Genomic DNA, 15,716 nt, shown 5'->3' on the forward strand with positions numbered 1-15,716 from the left:
ATGCCCACAGTTTTGCTGATCGAGTCCGTCATGAAGTTCGCCATCGCGCTGTTTTCCGCCGCCCATGCGCCCTCCTCGCGCCGTGCCTTGCTGTTTGCCCAGGCTGCGCTGGCCGGCGGGCATGAGATTGTCCGGCTGTTTTTCTATCAGGACGGCGTCTACAACGCCTCCGGCAGCGTGGTCACGCCCCAGGATGAGCTGGACTTGCCCAAGCAATGGCGCGCCTTTGTTAGCGAGCATCAATTGGACGGCGTGGTGTGTATCGCCGCCGCCCTGCGCCGTGGCGTGTTGAACGAAGAGGAAGCCGGGCGCTATCAGCGAGACGCCGCTTCCGTGAGCGCGCCGTGGGAATTGTCCGGCCTCGGCCAGTTGCATGATGCGGTGCAAGACGCTGACCGCCTGATCTGTTTCGGAGGTGCGTGAGATGGCTAAATCCTTGTTGATCATCAGCCGTCAGGCGCCGTGGTCGGGACCGAACGCGCGGGAAGCGCTGGACATCGTGCTGGCCGGCGGCGCATTCGACCTGCCGATCGGCTTGCTGTTTCTCGATGACGGGGTGTTCCAGCTCGCCGCGAAACAGAACGCCAAGGCCCTGCAGCAGAAAGACCTGAGCGCCAACCTGCAAGCGTTGCCGATGTTTGGTGTTGAAGACCTGTTCGTCTGTGGCGACAGCGCTGCCGAACGGGGTCTGGACCTCGACGGTCGGTCGCTTGAAGAAGCCCAGGTGCTGGCCGCCCAGGAAATCACTGCACTTATTGACCGTTACGACCAGGTGATCACCCTCTGATGTCGACTTTGCATGTGTTGTCTCATTCCCCGTTCGGCGATGACCGCCTGACCAGTTGCCTGCGTTTAATCGGCGCCAACGACGCGCTGTTGCTGACCGGTGACGCGGTGTATGCGTTGCAGCCAGGCACCGCGCCGTTCAACGCGCTGAATGCTCGCCATTTGAAATTGTTCGTACTGGCCGAAGATGCCGAGGCTCGCGCGCTGGAGGTTCCTGATGCGGCCAAGGCCATTGATTACCCGGCCTTCGTCGAGCTGTCGATCCACTACGACAAGGTCAACAGTTGGCTATGAATTCCCTGACCGTCGGCGCACGCGCCATCGAGTTGGACAAGGACGGGTTCCTGGTCGAACTCAGCGATTGGTCCAATGAAGTGGCCACCGCCCTCGCCGCTGCAGAAGACATCGAGTTAAGCCCGGAGCATTGGGAAGTCCTTGAATTGCTGCGCAGTTTCTACAGCGAATTCCAGCTGTCCCCGGCCACCCGCCCGCTGATCAAGTACACCGCGCTGAAGCTCGGCCCGGAAAAAGGCAACAGCCTGCACCTGAACCGACTGTTCAAAGGCACCCCTGCCAAACTCGCCGCGAAACTGGCGGGCCTGCCCAAACCGACGAATTGCTTATGACCGATTATCCAGCGCTGACCCTCGAAACGCCCGCCGAACACCCGTTCGCCCAGTTCGTACGGATCCTCGGCAAAGGCAAGCGTGGCGCCCGCGACCTGACTCGCGTCGAAGCCCGAGAAGCCATGGGCATGGTGCTCGATGACCAGGTCGAGGACACCCAGCTCGGCGCGTTCCTGATGCTGTTGCGGCACAAGGAAGAAAGCGCCGAGGAAATGGCCGGGTTCACCGAAGCCCTGCGTGAACGGTTGAACCCGCCAGCGCTGGCGGTGGATCTGGACTGGCCGACGTATGCCGGCAAAAAGCGTCATCTGCCGTGGTACCTGCTGGCGGCCAAATGCCTGGCGCAGAACGGTGTGCGCATTTTCATGCACGGCGCGGGCGCCCACACGGCCGGCCGGCTGTACAGCGAGCAATTGCTGGATGCGCTGAACATTCCGCTGTGCCGCGACTGGCAGCAGGTCGGATCGGCACTCGATAACGCTGGCCTGGCGTTCATGCCGCTGGTGGATTGGGCGCCGCAACTTCAGCGCATGATCGACCTGCGCAATACCTTGGGCCTGCGGTCGCCGATCCATTCGCTGACGCGGATTCTCAATCCGTTGGGTGCTCGCTGCGGCCTGCAAAGCATCTTCCACCCCGGTTACCAGGCGGTGCATCGCGATGCCAGCGGCTTGCTCGGCGACACCGCGATTGTGATCAAGGGTGATGGTGGCGAAATCGAGATCAACCCGGACGCCGACAGCCACCTGTACGGCACCGCCGGCGGCGAAAGCTGGGACGAGGAATGGCCGCAATTGTCGACCCAACGCCACGTCAAACCCGCCTCGCTCGATCCTGAGCATTTGAAAGCCGTCTGGCGCGGTGATGTGGTCGACAGCTACCCGCAAATGGCGCTGATCTCGACCATGGCCCTCGCGTTGCGCGGCCTCGGTCAGACGCGCGAGCAAGCTTTCGAAACCGCCCAGCAGTATTGGGACGCTCGGGACAGATCGATTTAACCGATCATAACCCTCAAACCTTTGCGCTTTTTTATCGAACCTATGCGAATAGACTCCTCTCCAACGCTTATCGGTTGAGGAGTCTTGAACATGGGTTTGTTAGTTGAAGGCCGCTGGCATGACCAGTGGTACGAAAGCGCCAAGGACGGTACGTTCCAGCGTGAACAAGCGCAACGTCGTAACTGGCTGACCGCCGACGGCAAACCCGGCCCGACGGGTGTCGGTGGTTTTGCAGCCGAGGCCGGCCGTTATCATCTCTACGTTTCCCTCGCCTGTCCGTGGGCGCATCGCACGCTGATCCTGCGCAAACTCAAAGGCCTGGAAAATCTGATCGACGTCTCGGTGGTCAGTTGGCTGATGCTGGAACACGGCTGGACCTTCGACCAGAACCTGGGCTCGACCGGTGACAAACTCGATCACTTCGACTTCATGCACCAGCGCTACACCGCCGACACCGCCGACTACACCGGCCGCGTCACCGTGCCGGTGCTCTGGGACAAACAGCAGAATCGCATCGTCAACAATGAATCGGCGGAGATCATCCGCATGTTCAATGGCGCTTTCGATGACCTGACCGGCAATGACCTGGATTTCTATCCGGCGCCGTTGCGCGGTGAGATCGATGCGTTGAACGAGCGGATTTATCCGGCGGTGAACAACGGCGTTTATCGCGCCGGGTTCGCGACTTCGCAGACGGCTTATGAAGAGGCGTTTGATGATGTGTTTGCCGAGCTGGATCGGCTGGAGTCTTTACTCGGCGCCAATCGTTACCTGGTCGGTGAGTACCTGACTGAAGCTGATATCCGCCTGTTCACCACGCTGATTCGCTTTGATGCGGTGTACCACGGTCACTTCAAGTGCAACCTGCGCCGGATCGCCGATTATCCGAATCTGTCGAACTGGCTGCGGGAGATTTACCAGTGGCCGGGGATTGCCGAGACGGTGGATTTCGAGCACATCAAGAATCACTACTACGGCAGTCACAAGACCATCAATCCGACTGGGGTTGTGCCGAAAGGGCCAGCGCAGGATTTCACAGCACCGCATAATCGGGCGCGGTTGAACGGGAAAGGGGTTTGGCGCAAGAACAACGCCTGATTTGAGCCGTATATCGATTTTGAGGGCCTCTTCGCGGGCAAGCCTCGCTCCTTGTATGTTGACCCTGATTCCAACGAGAGAGGTTACGCTCAAGGACTCATACAACATCAAGTGTGTTTCTGGGGGAGGTCGATCGCTCCTAAAGGCAGGATTTACTCCTGACCTTGTCTGTAGAGAGGCCCCCCCGCCTCATTGCCCACCACGAAGAGTATCGAGAAGCCGACAAGTCGGACTTCGCATTACAAGGTTGCAGTGGCATGAAGTTCGAGGTCGGGGGAACCAGGAGCAATCTTACCGAAAGTCAGGGAAGTGAAAAGCATGAATACTCATGTCGGCATAGACATTGGTGCCCGCACATCTGCTATGGGATGGCGGCAGAACGGTAAAACATCAGGCCAGTGGGACATTCAGCACACACCCAAGGGGCGTAAGGCTGCCGTGACCAAGATGTTGGGCCTCAAACCGCTGAGCGTGGTCATGGAGGCCACCGGCATTTACTACCTGGACCTGGCGATAGAGTTGCATGCCGCCGGCTTACCGGTCTCGGTGATCAACCCCAAAAGCTTCCATAACTTTGCCAAGCTGATGCTGCAAAACAGCAAAACTGACCAGATTGATGCTCAGTTGCTGGCCGAGTATGGCGAACGTATGGCGCCTAGACTGTGGGTGCCACCTACTGCAGATCAACTGATGCTGCGTGCTATTGGTCGCCATATCAACCGGCTGATTGGCCATCGGACCCGAGCCAAGAATGAGTTGCACGCACTACAAGCGACGGAAACGAGTGTTGAGCTGCTGATCGAGGATGAAAAAGATGCGATTGCAGCGCTAGACACACGGATTGATCGTTTGAAGAAGGCCGCTCGCGAGGCCATCGCCAAATGCCCAGATCTGAGCTTGCAGTTTCGCTGCATGATGGCTGCACCCGGCGTGGGAGAGGCCTCGGCCATCGCAGCACTGGCTGAGTTGACGACACTTCCTGTGACGCTTAAATCGGCGCAGGTAAGCCGTTATGCAGGACTCGATGTAAGGTTGACCCAGTCAGGCACCAGCGTGAACCGGCCAGGCCGAATGTCCAAATGCGGCAACGCGTATTTACGTGCAGCGATGTTCATGCCGGCAATGACGGCAATTCGCTGTGATGAGAATGTGAAAGCCTTTTACGAGGCGCTGGTAGCCCGCGGCAAGAAGAAAATGCAGGCCATCGGAGCAGTGATGCGCAAATACCTGACCGGGTTATGGGCATGCATGCGTTCTGGAGAAGAATTTAATACGGCCAAGCTTTTTAGCGAAAAACATCTCGCGAAAGCTTGACCGTGAACAGAGTATCTACAGGTCGATGGAGGTAGGAGCGAGGCTTGCCCGCGAATGGAGCGACTCGGTCTCTAGACCTGCGCCTGAGCCCCTTCAAACCACGCCAGTTTCTCGCGCAATTGCACCACTTCCCCAACGATCACCAGTGTCGGCGCATGCACTTCATGCTCCGCTACCAGCCGTGGCAAATCGGCCAGCGTGCCGGTAAACACCCGCTGATTGACCGTGGTGCCCTGCTGAATCAGCGCCGCCGGGGTATCCGCCCCGCGACCATGCTTGATCAACTGTTCGCAGATGATCGGCAAGCCCACCAGCCCCATGTAAAACACCAGGGTTTGCGCCGGCGCGACCAGGTCGGCCCACGGCAAATCGGTGGAGCCGTCCTTCAAGTGCCCGGTGACAAATCGTACCGACTGCGCGTAGTCGCGGTGAGTCAGCGGAATTCCGGCGTACGCCGCGCAACCGCTGGCGGCCGTGATACCCGGCACCACCTGAAACGGGATGCCATGGGCCGCCAGCTCTTCGATCTCTTCACCGCCGCGACCGAAGATGAACGGATCACCGCCCTTCAAGCGAACGACCCGCTTGCCTTGCTTGGCCAGGTCCACCAATTGCTGGTTGATCTGATCCTGAGGCACGGCGTGATCGGCGCGACGCTTGCCGACGTAGACCCGCTCGGCATCGCGACGACACAAATCGAGAATCGCCGGGGCGACCAAACGGTCATACAGCACCACATCGGCTTGCTGCATCAGGCGCAAGGCACGGAAGGTCAGCAAGTCTGGATCACCTGGACCTGCACCCACCAAATACACTTCACCGGTGGCGACCGGCGCTTCACCATTGATCTTCGCCAGCATCAAGCGTTCGGCTTCAGCGCCCTGCCCGGCCAGTTGCCGGTCGGCAATCGGGCCCTGGAATACATCTTCCCAGAATGCCCGACGCTGCTGCACATCCGGGAACAGGCCTTTGACCTGACTGCGAAAACGCGCCGCCAGACCGGCCAGTTGACCGTAGGTGGAAGGAATCCAGGTTTCCAGCTTGGCGCGGATCAACCGCGCCAGTACCGGCGCATCGCCGCCGCTGGACACCGCAATAATCAAGGGAGAGCGGTCGACGATTGCCGGGAAGATCACGCTGCACAAGGCTGGCGCATCCACCACGTTAACCGGCACGCAACGCCGATGGGCATCGGCAGAGACTTGCGCGTTCAGCGGTTCGTCGTCGGTGGCGGCAATGATCAGCCCGCAACCGTCCAGGTCCGCTTCCGCGTAGCCCCGTAACAGGCACTCGCCACCGCTACCGGCAACCAATTCGCGCAGTTGCGGTTCGATTTCAGGTGCGACCACCCGCAGCAGCGCACCGGCTTCGGCCAGCAGGCGGGATTTGCGCAAGGCAATCTCCCCCCCGCCGACGACCAACACACGACTGCCGCGAAGGTTATGAAACAGCGGCAGATAGTCCATTTAGCCGATGACCTCGAGGCCACCCATGTACGGTTTCAGCACTTCAGGCACACGGATCGAACCGTCGGCCTGCTGGTAGTTTTCCAGCACCGCCACCAGCGTACGACCGACCGCCAGGCCGGAACCGTTCAAGGTGTGAACCAGTTCTGGCTTGCCGGTTTCCGGGTTGCGGAAACGCGCTTGCATGCGACGGGCCTGGAAGTCGCCGCAGTTGGAGCACGACGAGATCTCGCGGTACTTGTCCTGGCTCGGAATCCACACTTCCAGGTCGTACGTCTTGACCGCGCTGAAACCCATGTCGCCGGTGCACAGCGCAATGGTGCGATAAGGCAGTTCGAGCAGTTGCAGGACTTTCTCGGCGTTGGCGGTCAGGCCTTCCAGCGCGTCCATCGAGGTCGACGGCTCAACGATCTGCACCATTTCGACCTTGTCGAACTGGTGCTGACGGATCATGCCGCGAGTATCACGGCCCGATGCACCGGCTTCACTGCGGAAGCACGGGGTGTGGGCGACAAACTTGATCGGCAGCAGTTTCGAATCGACGATCTCACCGGCCACGATGTTGGTCAGCGACACTTCAGCGGTCGGGATCAGGTACAGATCGGCTTCGCCTTCGCGGCTGATCTTGAACAGGTCTTCTTCGAACTTCGGCAGCTGACCGGTGCCTTGCAGCGCAGGCGCCTGGACCAGATAAGGCGTGTAAGCCTCTTCGTAACCGTGTTCGCTGGTGTGCAGGTTGATCATGAACTGCGCCAGGGCGCGGTGCATGCGGGCGATCGGGCCGCGCAACAGGGCGAAACGGGCGCCGGACAGCTTGGCAGCGGTTTCGAAGTCCAGCCAGCCGAATTTCTCGCCCAGGGCTACGTGGTCCTGAACCGGGAAATCGAAGGCGGTCGGGGTGCCCCAGCGACGCACTTCGACGTTGCCGTCTTCGTCATCACCGATGGGTACGGATTCGTGCGGCAGGTTCGGGATGCCGAGCAGGATCGAGTCCAGATCGGTCTGGATCCCGTCCAGCTCGACTTTACCAGCGCTCAACTCGTTCGCCATGCGCTCGACGTCGGCCATCAGCGGCGCGATGTCTTCGCCGCGCTGCTTGGCCTGACCGATGGATTTGGAGCGCGCATTACGTTCAGCCTGCAGTGCTTCGGTGCGGGTCTGGACGGTCTTGCGCTGTTCTTCCAGCGCTTCGATGCGCGCAACATCCAGCGTGTAGCCGCGGGATGCCAGGCGGTCCGCTACGTCCTGAAGGTTGCTACGTAACAGTTTGGAATCGAGCATGTCGGTCTCTCGTTATCAAAGTTTGGTCAAGGACAGGCCAGCCCAGGTAGCGAGCAGCCCTCCGAATACGCTGATGGCAGCATAGCCCAGGGCCAGCGGCATTTGCCCGGTTTCAAGCAGGCGCACCGTATCCAGTGAAAAGGATGAAAAAGTCGTCAGCCCCCCGAGGAAGCCGACCATCAACCCGGCGCGCACCTCAATCGGCACCTCCGGGCGGATCAAAAACAGACCGTATAGAACGCCGATCAGCAAACAGCCGACGATATTAACGGCCAGCGTCGCGGTATAGAAGTGCCGCGGCCAATTAGCGTTGACCCAATTACCGGTGGCAAAGCGCAACAGTGTCCCGGCAACACCGCCGACGGAGACCGCAATGACCAAAGGAATCACTATGTTCTCCGCTGCCGGGGGCTTAGACGATCAAGTTGCGCGAGGTGATTGAGCTTTTCGCCGATCTTCAGCTCCAGGCCGCGAGGCACCGGTTGATAGAACGGTTGTGGTTCAAGTTCTTCCGGGAAGTAGTCTTCGCCAGCGGCGTAAGCGTCCGGCTCATCGTGGGCGTAACGGTATTCATCGCCGTAACCCAATTGCTTCATCAGCTTGGTCGGTGCGTTGCGCAGGTGCAGCGGCACTTCCAGCGAACCATGTTCGGTGGCGCTGCGCATGGCGGCTTTGAAACCCATGTACACCGCGTTGCTTTTCGGCGCGCAAGCCAAATAGGTGATGGCTTGGGCCACCGCCAATTCGCCTTCGGGACTGCCGAGGCGCTCCTGCACCTCCCATGCCGCGAGGCACAGGCTCAGGGCGCGCGGGTCGGCGTTGCCGATGTCTTCGCTGGCCATGCGCACCACGCGCCGGGCCAGGTACAGCGGGTCGCAACCGCCATCGATCATCCGCGCGAACCAGTACAGCGCGCCGTCGGGATTGGAGCCGCGCACCGATTTATGCAGCGCGGAAATCTGGTCGTAGAACGCTTCACCGCCCTTGTCGAAACGCCGACGGGTATCACCCAGCAGGCTTTGCAGCAAATCGACGCCGATCTCGCTGTTGTCTTCAGCCAGGTCCGAGGCGTTTTCCAACAGGTTGAGCAGACGGCGGCCATCGCCATCGGCGGCGGACAACAGCATCTGGAAGCCTTCATCGCTGAGGGTCAGTTGCCGCTTGCCCAGGCCACGCTCTTCGGTCAGCGCCCGATGCACCAGTTTGCGCAGGGCCGCTTCGTCGAGGCTTTTGAGTACGTAGACGCGTGCCCGGGAGAGCAAGGCGTTGTTGAGTTCGAACGAGGGGTTTTCCGTGGTCGCGCCGATGAAAATCAGCGTGCCGTCTTCAACGTAGGGCAGGAATGCATCCTGCTGCGACTTGTTGAAGCGATGCACTTCATCGACGAACAGGATGGTGCGCTTGCCGTATTGGCCAGCCTGCTGCTTGGCGATTTCCACCGCCTGACGGATTTCCTTCACGCCGGCCAGGACTGCCGAGACCGTTTCGAAGTGCGCATCCGAGACTTCCGCCAGCAACCGCGCCAGGGTGGTTTTGCCCACGCCCGGCGGGCCCCAGAAGATCATCGAGTGCAGGGCACCCTGCTCCAGGGCTTCACGCAAAGGCTTGCCGCGAGCGAGCAGGTGTTCCTGACCGACGTACTCGTCCAGATTGACTGCACGCAGGCGTGCGGCCAGAGGCTGAGCTATCGGGGCACTGCGAAACAGGTCCATCACTGCTTATGAAACCTCACTGATTCTTTATCCCTTGTAGGAGCGAAGCTTGCTCGCGAAAGCGGTGTGTCAGTCGCCGTGAATGTCGTCTGGAAAACCGCTTTCGCGAGCAAGCTTCGCTCCTACAGGGACTTGCGGTTTATTCCTGGATCACGTCGGCACCCTTGGGGATGTCGAACTTGAACTTGGACGCCGGGATCGGCTCGTTGGCCTTCACGCCGGTGAACAGGATGTTGGTGCGCTGGCCGACGCTGTCGATCAGTTGCATGTCATTGACCAGGCCATTGCGGAACGACAGACGCAGGCTGTCGAACAGGGTGTCCTTGGTTTTCGGTTTCAAGGTGAAGTCGATCACGCCGCCGGCTTCCTTGGCGCTGATGGCGAAGCTCTCGCTGATCTTCGACACATCACCGGACAGCAGCAACGCCGGGGTCTGGCTCAGACGCAGGTCGAGGGTCTTGATGGTGGCCTGTTCCAGGTCCGGGTCCCACAGCGTCACTTTTTTACCGTCGGAAACCACGACTTGCTCGTTCGGCGCATCGGTGTGCCAGTAAAACAGGCCAGGGCGCTGCAGGGACATTTGCCCGGCGGTTTCCTGCAATTGAGTGCCGCTGCCATCCAGCGTCAGCTGAGAGAAGCGTGCAGTCAGGGTCTGCGATTTTTCCAGCAGTTGGGTCAGACGCGCCACGTCCTTGTCATCGGCGTGGGCCGAGAGCGTGGTCAAAGCCAGTACCGGCAGCAACAGCATGCGGATAAGACGCATGGGAGTCCTCATAACATTCGTGGGAGTTCGGGCTGCGCATGACTGCGCAGCCCTTTCAAAAATCAAATCAGTCGCGTACCGGGCCAGGTGCCAGGACTTCACGCGAACCGTTGGTATTCATGGACGTCACGACCCCGGCCATTTCCATGGCTTCGATCATGCGGGCGGCGCGGTTGTAGCCGATTTTCAGCTTGCGCTGAACCGCAGAGATGGACGCCCGACGGCTTTCCAGGACGAACTGCACCGCTTCGTCGTAGAGCGCATCGGATTCGCTGTCTTCGTCGCCACCGCCACTGCCGCCGTCGAAACCGCTACCAGCCTCTTCGACACCAGCCAGGATCTCATCGTTGTATTCCGGCGCACCGCGCAGTTTCCAGGCTTCAACCACCCGGTGAACCTCGTCATCGGACACGAACGCACCATGGACACGGATCGGCAGACTGGTGCCCGGCGGCATGTAGAGCATGTCACCGTGGCCCAGCAGTTGCTCGGCGCCGCCCTGGTCGATGATCGTCCGGGAGTCGATCTTGCTCGACACCTGGAACGCCATACGCGTCGGGATGTTCGCCTTGATCAGACCGGTGATCACGTCAACTGACGGACGCTGGGTCGCGAGGATCAAGTGGATACCGGCCGCACGGGCCTTCTGGGCGATACGCGCGATCAGCTCTTCAACCTTCTTGCCGACGATCATCATCATGTCGGCGAATTCGTCGACGACCACGACGATGGTCGGCAGCTTGGTCAACAGCGGTGCTTCGTCGTGAATGCTTTCGCGCTTGTATAACGGGTCGGTCAGCGGCGTACCGGCGTCCTGGGCTTCCTTGACCTTGGCGTTGAAGCCCGACAGGTTTCGCACGCCCATCTTCGCCATCAGTTTGTAGCGACGCTCCATCTCCGCCACGCTCCAGCGCAGGGCGTTGGCCGCGTCCTTCATGTCGGTCACGACCGGGCACAGCAGGTGCGGGATGCCTTCGTAGATCGACAGCTCGAGCATTTTCGGGTCGATCATGATCAGCTTGGCGTCTTCCGGGCCGGACTTGAACAGGATCGACAGGATCATCGCGTTCACACCCACCGACTTACCGGAACCGGTCGTACCGGCCACCAGCAAGTGAGGCATTTTCGCCAGGTCAGTGATGACCGGCTTGCCGCCGATGTCGTGGCCCAGGGCCAGGGTGACCGGTGACTTGAAGTTGTCGTACTCAGGCGTCGACAGCACTTCGGAGAACCGTACGATCTGGCGGTCCTCGTTGGGAATCTCGATACCGACGGTGGTCTTGCCCGGAATCACTTCCACCACACGAACGCTGGTCACGGCCAGGGAACGCGCCAGGTCTTTCGCCAGGTTGGAGATGCGACTGACCTTTACGCCGGCGGCTGGCTGGATTTCGTAACGGGTAATGACCGGGCCCGGGTGGATCGAATCCACCGAGACTTCGACGCCGAATTCCTTGAGCTTGATTTCCAGCAAGTGGCCAACGGCTGCCAGCGACTCCGGGGAATAATTGAGTTGTTTCTTTTCGGCCGGGTCGAGAATCGAGATCGGCGGCAAGGTGCCTTCGACGGCGCTGTCGACGAACAACGGCGCCTGTTTCTCTTTCTCCACGCGCTTGCTCGGCGCTGCCGGCTTGGGCGGTGCTGGCGCGATGACGGGCGGCACCTGCTTCTCGCGGTCCGACATGTGCTTGCTCAGGGCCTGCTCGCGCTCGATCAGGCGTTCCTTGACCTTGGCCTGCTCGCGCTTGTCCGTCACCGTCGGGGCGACCACGTCATGCACGCGATCGTCGACCTCACGCAATTGCGCAACCAGTTGTTTGCGCTCGACACGGGCGGCCCACCAGCGATTGGCCGCGCCCTGGAACAGTTCGAACAGGTCGAGGGTGATCTTGCCGGTGACGTCCATCACCTTGAACCACGACAGGTCGGTGAACACCGTCAGGCCGAACAGGAACAGCGCGATGAACAGCAGTGTGCTGCCCTGGATGTTCAGCGCGTTCTTGGCCAGGTCGCCAAGGCTTTCGCCCAGCGCGCCGCCAGCACCGGCCGGCAGGCCGGTCGCCGCATGGAAATGGATATGCGCCAGGGCCGCGCCCGACAGCACCAGGAATACCAGGCCGATCAGGCGCCAGGAGAACAGCCAGCCGCTCCACTGCCACTGCTCGTGGCGCTGACGGAAGATCTGATACGCCTTGATCGCCAGCAACAACGGGAAGATGTAGGCGAAGTAACCCAGCACCATGAACAGGATGTCGGCGCTGTAGGAGCCGACCGGTCCGCCGAAGTTCTGCACATCGTCGATCTTGCTGTTATGGCTCCAGCCCGGATCGTCCTTGGCATAGGTCAACAAGGCCATCATCAGGAACAGGCACAGGCCGCCGATGGCGATCAATGCACCTTCCTTGAGCCGGTAGTGCAAGTGTTGGCGCCAGAGTGGAACGACGACTGTTTTGGGTGCTGCGGTGGATTTCTTCAAAACGCTTCTTTTCCTGCGCCCTGGGCGCGTCCATCTGTTGAATGACTATAAAAAACTGCCCAATCCAGGCAGGTAAAAAAGTTAACACGCGCAACTGGGACTACTTTTAACACTGCACCCCGGTTTTTATAAACACGGGATGCAAAGCTTATTTTGTTACAACCACTGTTACAGGCGGCATTGTACGGGTTTGTTCGCCCGATGCCATGCTTCAAGTCCTTCGGTGTAGCATAGCCAAACGCACATTACGCGCGGTTCAATTTGAGCATGCATTCTCTTTTGTGACAAAGGCTTATGAGGTGTTTTTATGAGCGAACCGAAGCATTCCCGCCTGATCATTCTGGGTTCCGGCCCTGCCGGATACAGCGCAGCCGTTTATGCCGCACGCGCCAACCTCAAACCCGTTGTCATCACCGGCATACAGGCAGGTGGCCAGCTGACCACCACCGTCGAAGTCGATAACTGGCCCGGCGACGTCGAGGGCCTCACCGGCCCGGTGCTGATGGAACGCATGCAAAAACACGCCGAGCGCTTTGCCACAGAGATTGTTTACGACCATATCCACACCGCCAAGTTGCAACAGCGGCCGTTCGAGTTGATCGGCGATGGCGCCACTTACACCTGCGACGCACTGATTATCGCCACCGGCGCTTCAGCGCAGTACCTGGGACTGCCTTCGGAAGAAGCCTTTGCCGGCCGCGGGGTTTCGGCCTGCGCCACCTGCGACGGATTCTTCTATCGCAATCAAGTGGTCGCCGTCGTCGGCGGCGGCAACACCGCGGTTGAAGAAGCCCTGTACCTGTCGAACATCGCCAAGGAAGTCCACCTGATTCACCGGCGCGACAAGCTGCGCTCGGAGAAGATTCTTCAGGACAAACTCTTCGAAAAAGCTGCTAACGGCAATATCCGCCTGCACTGGAATCAGAATCTCGATGAAGTGCTGGGCGATGCCAGCGGCGTGACCGGCGCCCGCCTGCGAGACAGCAACACCGGCCAAACCAGTGAATTGGCGCTGGCCGGCGTGTTCATCGCCATCGGCCATAAACCCAATACCGACCTGTTCGAGGGTCAGCTGAAAATGCGTGACGGCTACCTGCTGGTCAGGGGCGGCAGCGAAGGCGACGCCACGGCCACCGAGATCCCGGGCGTGTTCGCCGCCGGCGACGTGGCCGATCACGTTTACCGACAGGCCGTGACCTCCGCCGGGGCTGGCTGCATGGCCGCGCTGGACGCCGAGAAATACCTCGACGACATTCCCACCGTTTGACGGCACACTTTACGACGGGCCCACCAGCCCGCCACCGCCCTCCCCTTCTGCAAGCCCGGATGCCATGCTGACTTGGTTACAACGCAACACCCTGACCTTCCCGCCGCTGGAAAAAGCCATGCGCGACCCCAACGGACTGTTGGCCGCGGGCGGCGATCTGTCTGCCGATCGTCTGATTCAGGCGTATCGCCACGGCTGCTTTCCATGGTTCTCGGAGGGCCAGCCGATCCTTTGGTGGTCGCCGGATCCACGCACCGTCTTATTTCCCGACGAACTGCATGTCTCTCGCAGCCTGAGTAAATTGTTGCGCCAACAACGCTATCAAGTGACCTTCGATCAGGATTTCGCCTCGGTCATCAGCGCCTGCGCCGCACCCCGCGAGTATGCCGACGGGACCTGGATCACTGACGCGATGCAGACCGCTTACCTCGAACTGCACAAGCGTGGCTACGCGCATTCCGTCGAGGTCTGGGACGATGGCGTGCTGGTGGGCGGGCTGTACGGCCTGGCGATGGGTCAGCTGTTTTTCGGCGAATCCATGTTCAGCCGTGCTGACAACGCTTCGAAATATGGCTTTGCCACCCTGGTGCGACATCTGAAAGACTCGGGTTTTGTGCTGATCGACTGCCAGATGCCGACCGACCATCTGCACAGCCTCGGCGCCCGAGCGATTCCTCGCCGCGACTTCGCCCACTTCCTTGCGCAACATCTGGATCAACCCAGCCGCGCAACCTGGGTTTGCTGAGCGACTTTTGCGCGCGTGGCTTACACTTAATTCAAAGCTTATCCCGAGGGTTGATCATGACCGAGTTGGCGCGTTTGAAGTTTTATGCCACTCAGCCCCACTCTTGCAGTTATCTGCCCGAGGAGCAGGCCACGACGCTGTTCCTCGACCCTAGTCAGCTCATGGATGTGCATGTCTACGCAGACCTGTCTGAAATGGGTTTTCGTCGCAGCGGCGATCATCTCTACCGGCCGCATTGCCAGAATTGCAATGCGTGCGTCCCGGCACGCATCCCCGTGGCGCAATTTACCCCCAACCGTCAGCAGAAACGCATCTTCAAACGCAACGCCGACCTGCAAGTGCGCCCGGCCAGACCGCAATTCAGCGAAGAGTATTTCGATCTCTATCAGCGCTACATCGAACAGCGTCACGCCGATGGCGACATGTACCCGCCGAGTCGCGACCAGTTTTCGACGTTCCTGGTGCGTGACTTGCCGTTTTCGCGTTTTTACGAATTTCGTCTCGAAGGCCGACTGCTGGCGGTCGCTGTGACCGATTTGCTGCCGAACGGTCTGTCGGCGGTTTACACCTTCTACGAACCCGATGAAGAGCGCCGCAGCCTGGGTCGCTTCGCGATCCTCTGGCAAATCGGCGAAGCCCGGCGTCTTGGGCTGGAAGCGGTCTACCTCGGCTATTGGATCAAAAACTGCAAAAAGATGAGCTACAAGACGCAATATCGCCCTATCGAACTGCTGATTAATCAGCGCTGGGTCATCCTGAACTAGAACCCCTTGGCTTAAACCCCATTTTTCGGGCACAATGCACGCCGCTTTTGCCTGGCGCAGTTGCACCGGGCCATTCATTGGACACCGAGGGCTTTACTGCATGTCGAAAGAAGACAGCTTCGAAATGGAAGGCACTGTCGTCGACACCCTGCCCAACACCATGTTTCGTGTGGAGTTGGAAAATGGGCACGTCGTAACCGCGCATATCTCCGGCAAGATGCGCAAGAACTACATCCGTATTCTTACCGGTGACAAAGTGCGCGTCGAGCTGACGCCCTATGACTTGAGCAAAGGGCGCATCACTTACCGCGCTCGCTAATCAAGTCAATACAAGACGCCCGGCTTATGCCGGGCGTTTTTGTTTGCCTGCGATTTGATGGATCAACACTATCCCCTGTGGGAGCGAGCCTGCTCGCGATA

General features: G+C 59.9%; 17 protein-coding genes. 11 read left to right on the plus strand and 6 right to left on the minus strand.

Annotated elements, in window-relative coordinates; translation table 11 throughout:
• Nucleotides 1-30: 30 nt before the first annotated feature.
• The 7 genes from tusD to ACYZTY_RS17485 all read left to right on the plus strand — a co-directional run bounded on the left by tusD (nucleotide 31) and on the right by ACYZTY_RS17485 (nucleotide 4,822).
• Entirely contained in the window at nucleotides 31-423 is a 393-nt protein-coding gene (gene tusD / locus ACYZTY_RS17455; RefSeq protein WP_461959344.1) for a sulfurtransferase complex subunit TusD, read from the plus strand.
• A gap of 1 nt (nucleotide 424) precedes the next feature.
• Complete coding sequence (gene tusC / locus ACYZTY_RS17460; RefSeq protein WP_461954761.1) at nucleotides 425-787, plus strand: sulfurtransferase complex subunit TusC; 363 nt, start codon at nucleotides 425-427, stop codon at nucleotides 785-787.
• Nucleotides 787-1,080, plus strand: coding sequence for a sulfurtransferase complex subunit TusB (tusB, locus tag ACYZTY_RS17465; RefSeq protein ID WP_461954762.1), 294 nt, complete (start codon nucleotides 787-789; stop codon nucleotides 1,078-1,080). The genes tusC and tusB overlap by 1 nt, the downstream gene beginning before the upstream one ends.
• Complete coding sequence (locus ACYZTY_RS17470) at nucleotides 1,077-1,412, plus strand: TusE/DsrC/DsvC family sulfur relay protein (protein WP_461954763.1); 336 nt, start codon at nucleotides 1,077-1,079, stop codon at nucleotides 1,410-1,412. Before tusB ends, ACYZTY_RS17470 begins: the two co-directional genes overlap by 4 nt.
• Nucleotides 1,409-2,410, plus strand: coding sequence for a glycosyl transferase family protein (locus tag ACYZTY_RS17475; RefSeq protein ID WP_461954764.1), 1,002 nt, complete (start codon nucleotides 1,409-1,411; stop codon nucleotides 2,408-2,410). Before ACYZTY_RS17470 ends, ACYZTY_RS17475 begins: the two co-directional genes overlap by 4 nt.
• 90 nt (nucleotides 2,411-2,500) lie before the next feature.
• Entirely contained in the window at nucleotides 2,501-3,508 is a 1,008-nt protein-coding gene (locus ACYZTY_RS17480; protein WP_461954765.1) for a glutathione S-transferase family protein, read from the plus strand.
• Between the two features lie 318 nt (nucleotides 3,509-3,826).
• On the plus strand, nucleotides 3,827-4,822 hold the full coding sequence (locus ACYZTY_RS17485) for an IS110 family RNA-guided transposase (RefSeq protein ID WP_461954766.1): 996 nt from the start codon (nucleotides 3,827-3,829) through the stop codon (nucleotides 4,820-4,822).
• Between the two features lie 71 nt (nucleotides 4,823-4,893).
• Here the strand turns inward: ACYZTY_RS17485 and cysG are convergent, their stop codons facing one another.
• From cysG to ACYZTY_RS17515, 6 genes are all read right to left on the minus strand, one after another.
• Entirely contained in the window at nucleotides 4,894-6,288 is a 1,395-nt protein-coding gene (gene cysG, locus ACYZTY_RS17490) for a siroheme synthase CysG (RefSeq protein WP_461954767.1), read from the minus strand.
• Nucleotides 6,289-7,569: a serine--tRNA ligase gene (gene serS / locus ACYZTY_RS17495; protein WP_010458913.1), complete on the minus strand. Its 1,281-nt coding sequence runs from the start codon at nucleotides 7,567-7,569 to the stop codon at nucleotides 6,289-6,291.
• A gap of 15 nt (nucleotides 7,570-7,584) precedes the next feature.
• The gene (gene crcB / locus ACYZTY_RS17500) at nucleotides 7,585-7,959 is read right to left on the minus strand and encodes a fluoride efflux transporter CrcB (RefSeq protein ID WP_461954768.1); all 375 of its coding nucleotides are present in this window, start codon (nucleotides 7,957-7,959) and stop codon (nucleotides 7,585-7,587) included.
• Nucleotides 7,959-9,281 carry a replication-associated recombination protein A gene (locus ACYZTY_RS17505; protein ID WP_461959345.1) on the minus strand — a complete coding sequence of 441 codons (1,323 nt, stop codon included), beginning with the start codon at nucleotides 9,279-9,281 and terminating at the stop codon, nucleotides 7,959-7,961. The genes crcB and ACYZTY_RS17505 overlap by 1 nt, the downstream gene beginning before the upstream one ends.
• A gap of 139 nt (nucleotides 9,282-9,420) precedes the next feature.
• Nucleotides 9,421-10,044 (minus strand): outer membrane lipoprotein chaperone LolA, encoded by a 624-nt coding sequence (gene lolA, locus ACYZTY_RS17510; RefSeq protein ID WP_461954769.1) that lies wholly within the window; start codon nucleotides 10,042-10,044, stop codon nucleotides 9,421-9,423.
• A gap of 67 nt (nucleotides 10,045-10,111) precedes the next feature.
• On the minus strand, nucleotides 10,112-12,520 hold the full coding sequence (locus ACYZTY_RS17515) for a DNA translocase FtsK (protein ID WP_461954770.1): 2,409 nt from the start codon (nucleotides 12,518-12,520) through the stop codon (nucleotides 10,112-10,114).
• 307 nt (nucleotides 12,521-12,827) lie between these two features.
• On the opposite strand from ACYZTY_RS17515, the gene trxB reads away from it, so the two are divergent.
• The 4 genes from trxB (at nucleotide 12,828) to infA (ending at nucleotide 15,615) form a co-directional block, all read left to right on the plus strand.
• Nucleotides 12,828-13,787 carry a thioredoxin-disulfide reductase gene (trxB, locus tag ACYZTY_RS17520; protein WP_461954771.1) on the plus strand — a complete coding sequence of 320 codons (960 nt, stop codon included), beginning with the start codon at nucleotides 12,828-12,830 and terminating at the stop codon, nucleotides 13,785-13,787.
• Between the two features lie 64 nt (nucleotides 13,788-13,851).
• Nucleotides 13,852-14,532, plus strand: coding sequence for a leucyl/phenylalanyl-tRNA--protein transferase (gene aat / locus ACYZTY_RS17525; protein ID WP_461954772.1), 681 nt, complete (start codon nucleotides 13,852-13,854; stop codon nucleotides 14,530-14,532).
• Nucleotides 14,533-14,588: 56 nt separating this feature from the next.
• Nucleotides 14,589-15,296, plus strand: a complete 708-nt coding sequence (locus ACYZTY_RS17530) for an arginyltransferase (protein ID WP_461954773.1) — start codon at nucleotides 14,589-14,591, stop codon at nucleotides 15,294-15,296.
• 100 nt (nucleotides 15,297-15,396) lie between these two features.
• The gene (infA, locus tag ACYZTY_RS17535) at nucleotides 15,397-15,615 is read left to right on the plus strand and encodes a translation initiation factor IF-1 (protein ID WP_002553999.1); all 219 of its coding nucleotides are present in this window, start codon (nucleotides 15,397-15,399) and stop codon (nucleotides 15,613-15,615) included.
• Nucleotides 15,616-15,716 lie beyond the last annotated feature (101 nt).

The sequence above is a fragment of the Pseudomonas sp. LB1P83 genome (assembly GCF_054897885.1).

What these genes read in the sequence shown, in the direction of transcription:
- tusD (WP_461959344.1), top strand. Translation starts at nt 31, where the DNA reads ATGAAGTTCGCCATCGCGCTGTTTTCCGCCGCCCATGCGCCCTCCTCG.
- tusC (WP_461954761.1), top strand. Translation starts at nt 425, where the DNA reads ATGGCTAAATCCTTGTTGATCATCAGCCGTCAGGCGCCGTGGTCGGGA.
- tusB (WP_461954762.1), top strand. Translation starts at nt 787, where the DNA reads ATGTCGACTTTGCATGTGTTGTCTCATTCCCCGTTCGGCGATGACCGC.
- ACYZTY_RS17470 (WP_461954763.1), top strand. Translation starts at nt 1,077, where the DNA reads ATGAATTCCCTGACCGTCGGCGCACGCGCCATCGAGTTGGACAAGGAC.
- ACYZTY_RS17475 (WP_461954764.1), top strand. Translation starts at nt 1,409, where the DNA reads ATGACCGATTATCCAGCGCTGACCCTCGAAACGCCCGCCGAACACCCG.
- ACYZTY_RS17480 (WP_461954765.1), top strand. Translation starts at nt 2,501, where the DNA reads ATGGGTTTGTTAGTTGAAGGCCGCTGGCATGACCAGTGGTACGAAAGC.
- ACYZTY_RS17485 (WP_461954766.1), top strand. Translation starts at nt 3,827, where the DNA reads ATGAATACTCATGTCGGCATAGACATTGGTGCCCGCACATCTGCTATG.
- cysG (WP_461954767.1), bottom strand. Translation starts at nt 6,288, where the DNA reads ATGGACTATCTGCCGCTGTTTCATAACCTTCGCGGCAGTCGTGTGTTG.
- serS (WP_010458913.1), bottom strand. Translation starts at nt 7,569, where the DNA reads ATGCTCGATTCCAAACTGTTACGTAGCAACCTTCAGGACGTAGCGGAC.
- ACYZTY_RS17505 (WP_461959345.1), bottom strand. Translation starts at nt 9,281, where the DNA reads ATGGACCTGTTTCGCAGTGCCCCGATAGCTCAGCCTCTGGCCGCACGC.
- lolA (WP_461954769.1), bottom strand. Translation starts at nt 10,044, where the DNA reads ATGCGTCTTATCCGCATGCTGTTGCTGCCGGTACTGGCTTTGACCACG.
- trxB (WP_461954771.1), top strand. Translation starts at nt 12,828, where the DNA reads ATGAGCGAACCGAAGCATTCCCGCCTGATCATTCTGGGTTCCGGCCCT.
- aat (WP_461954772.1), top strand. Translation starts at nt 13,852, where the DNA reads ATGCTGACTTGGTTACAACGCAACACCCTGACCTTCCCGCCGCTGGAA.
- ACYZTY_RS17530 (WP_461954773.1), top strand. Translation starts at nt 14,589, where the DNA reads ATGACCGAGTTGGCGCGTTTGAAGTTTTATGCCACTCAGCCCCACTCT.
- infA (WP_002553999.1), top strand. Translation starts at nt 15,397, where the DNA reads ATGTCGAAAGAAGACAGCTTCGAAATGGAAGGCACTGTCGTCGACACC.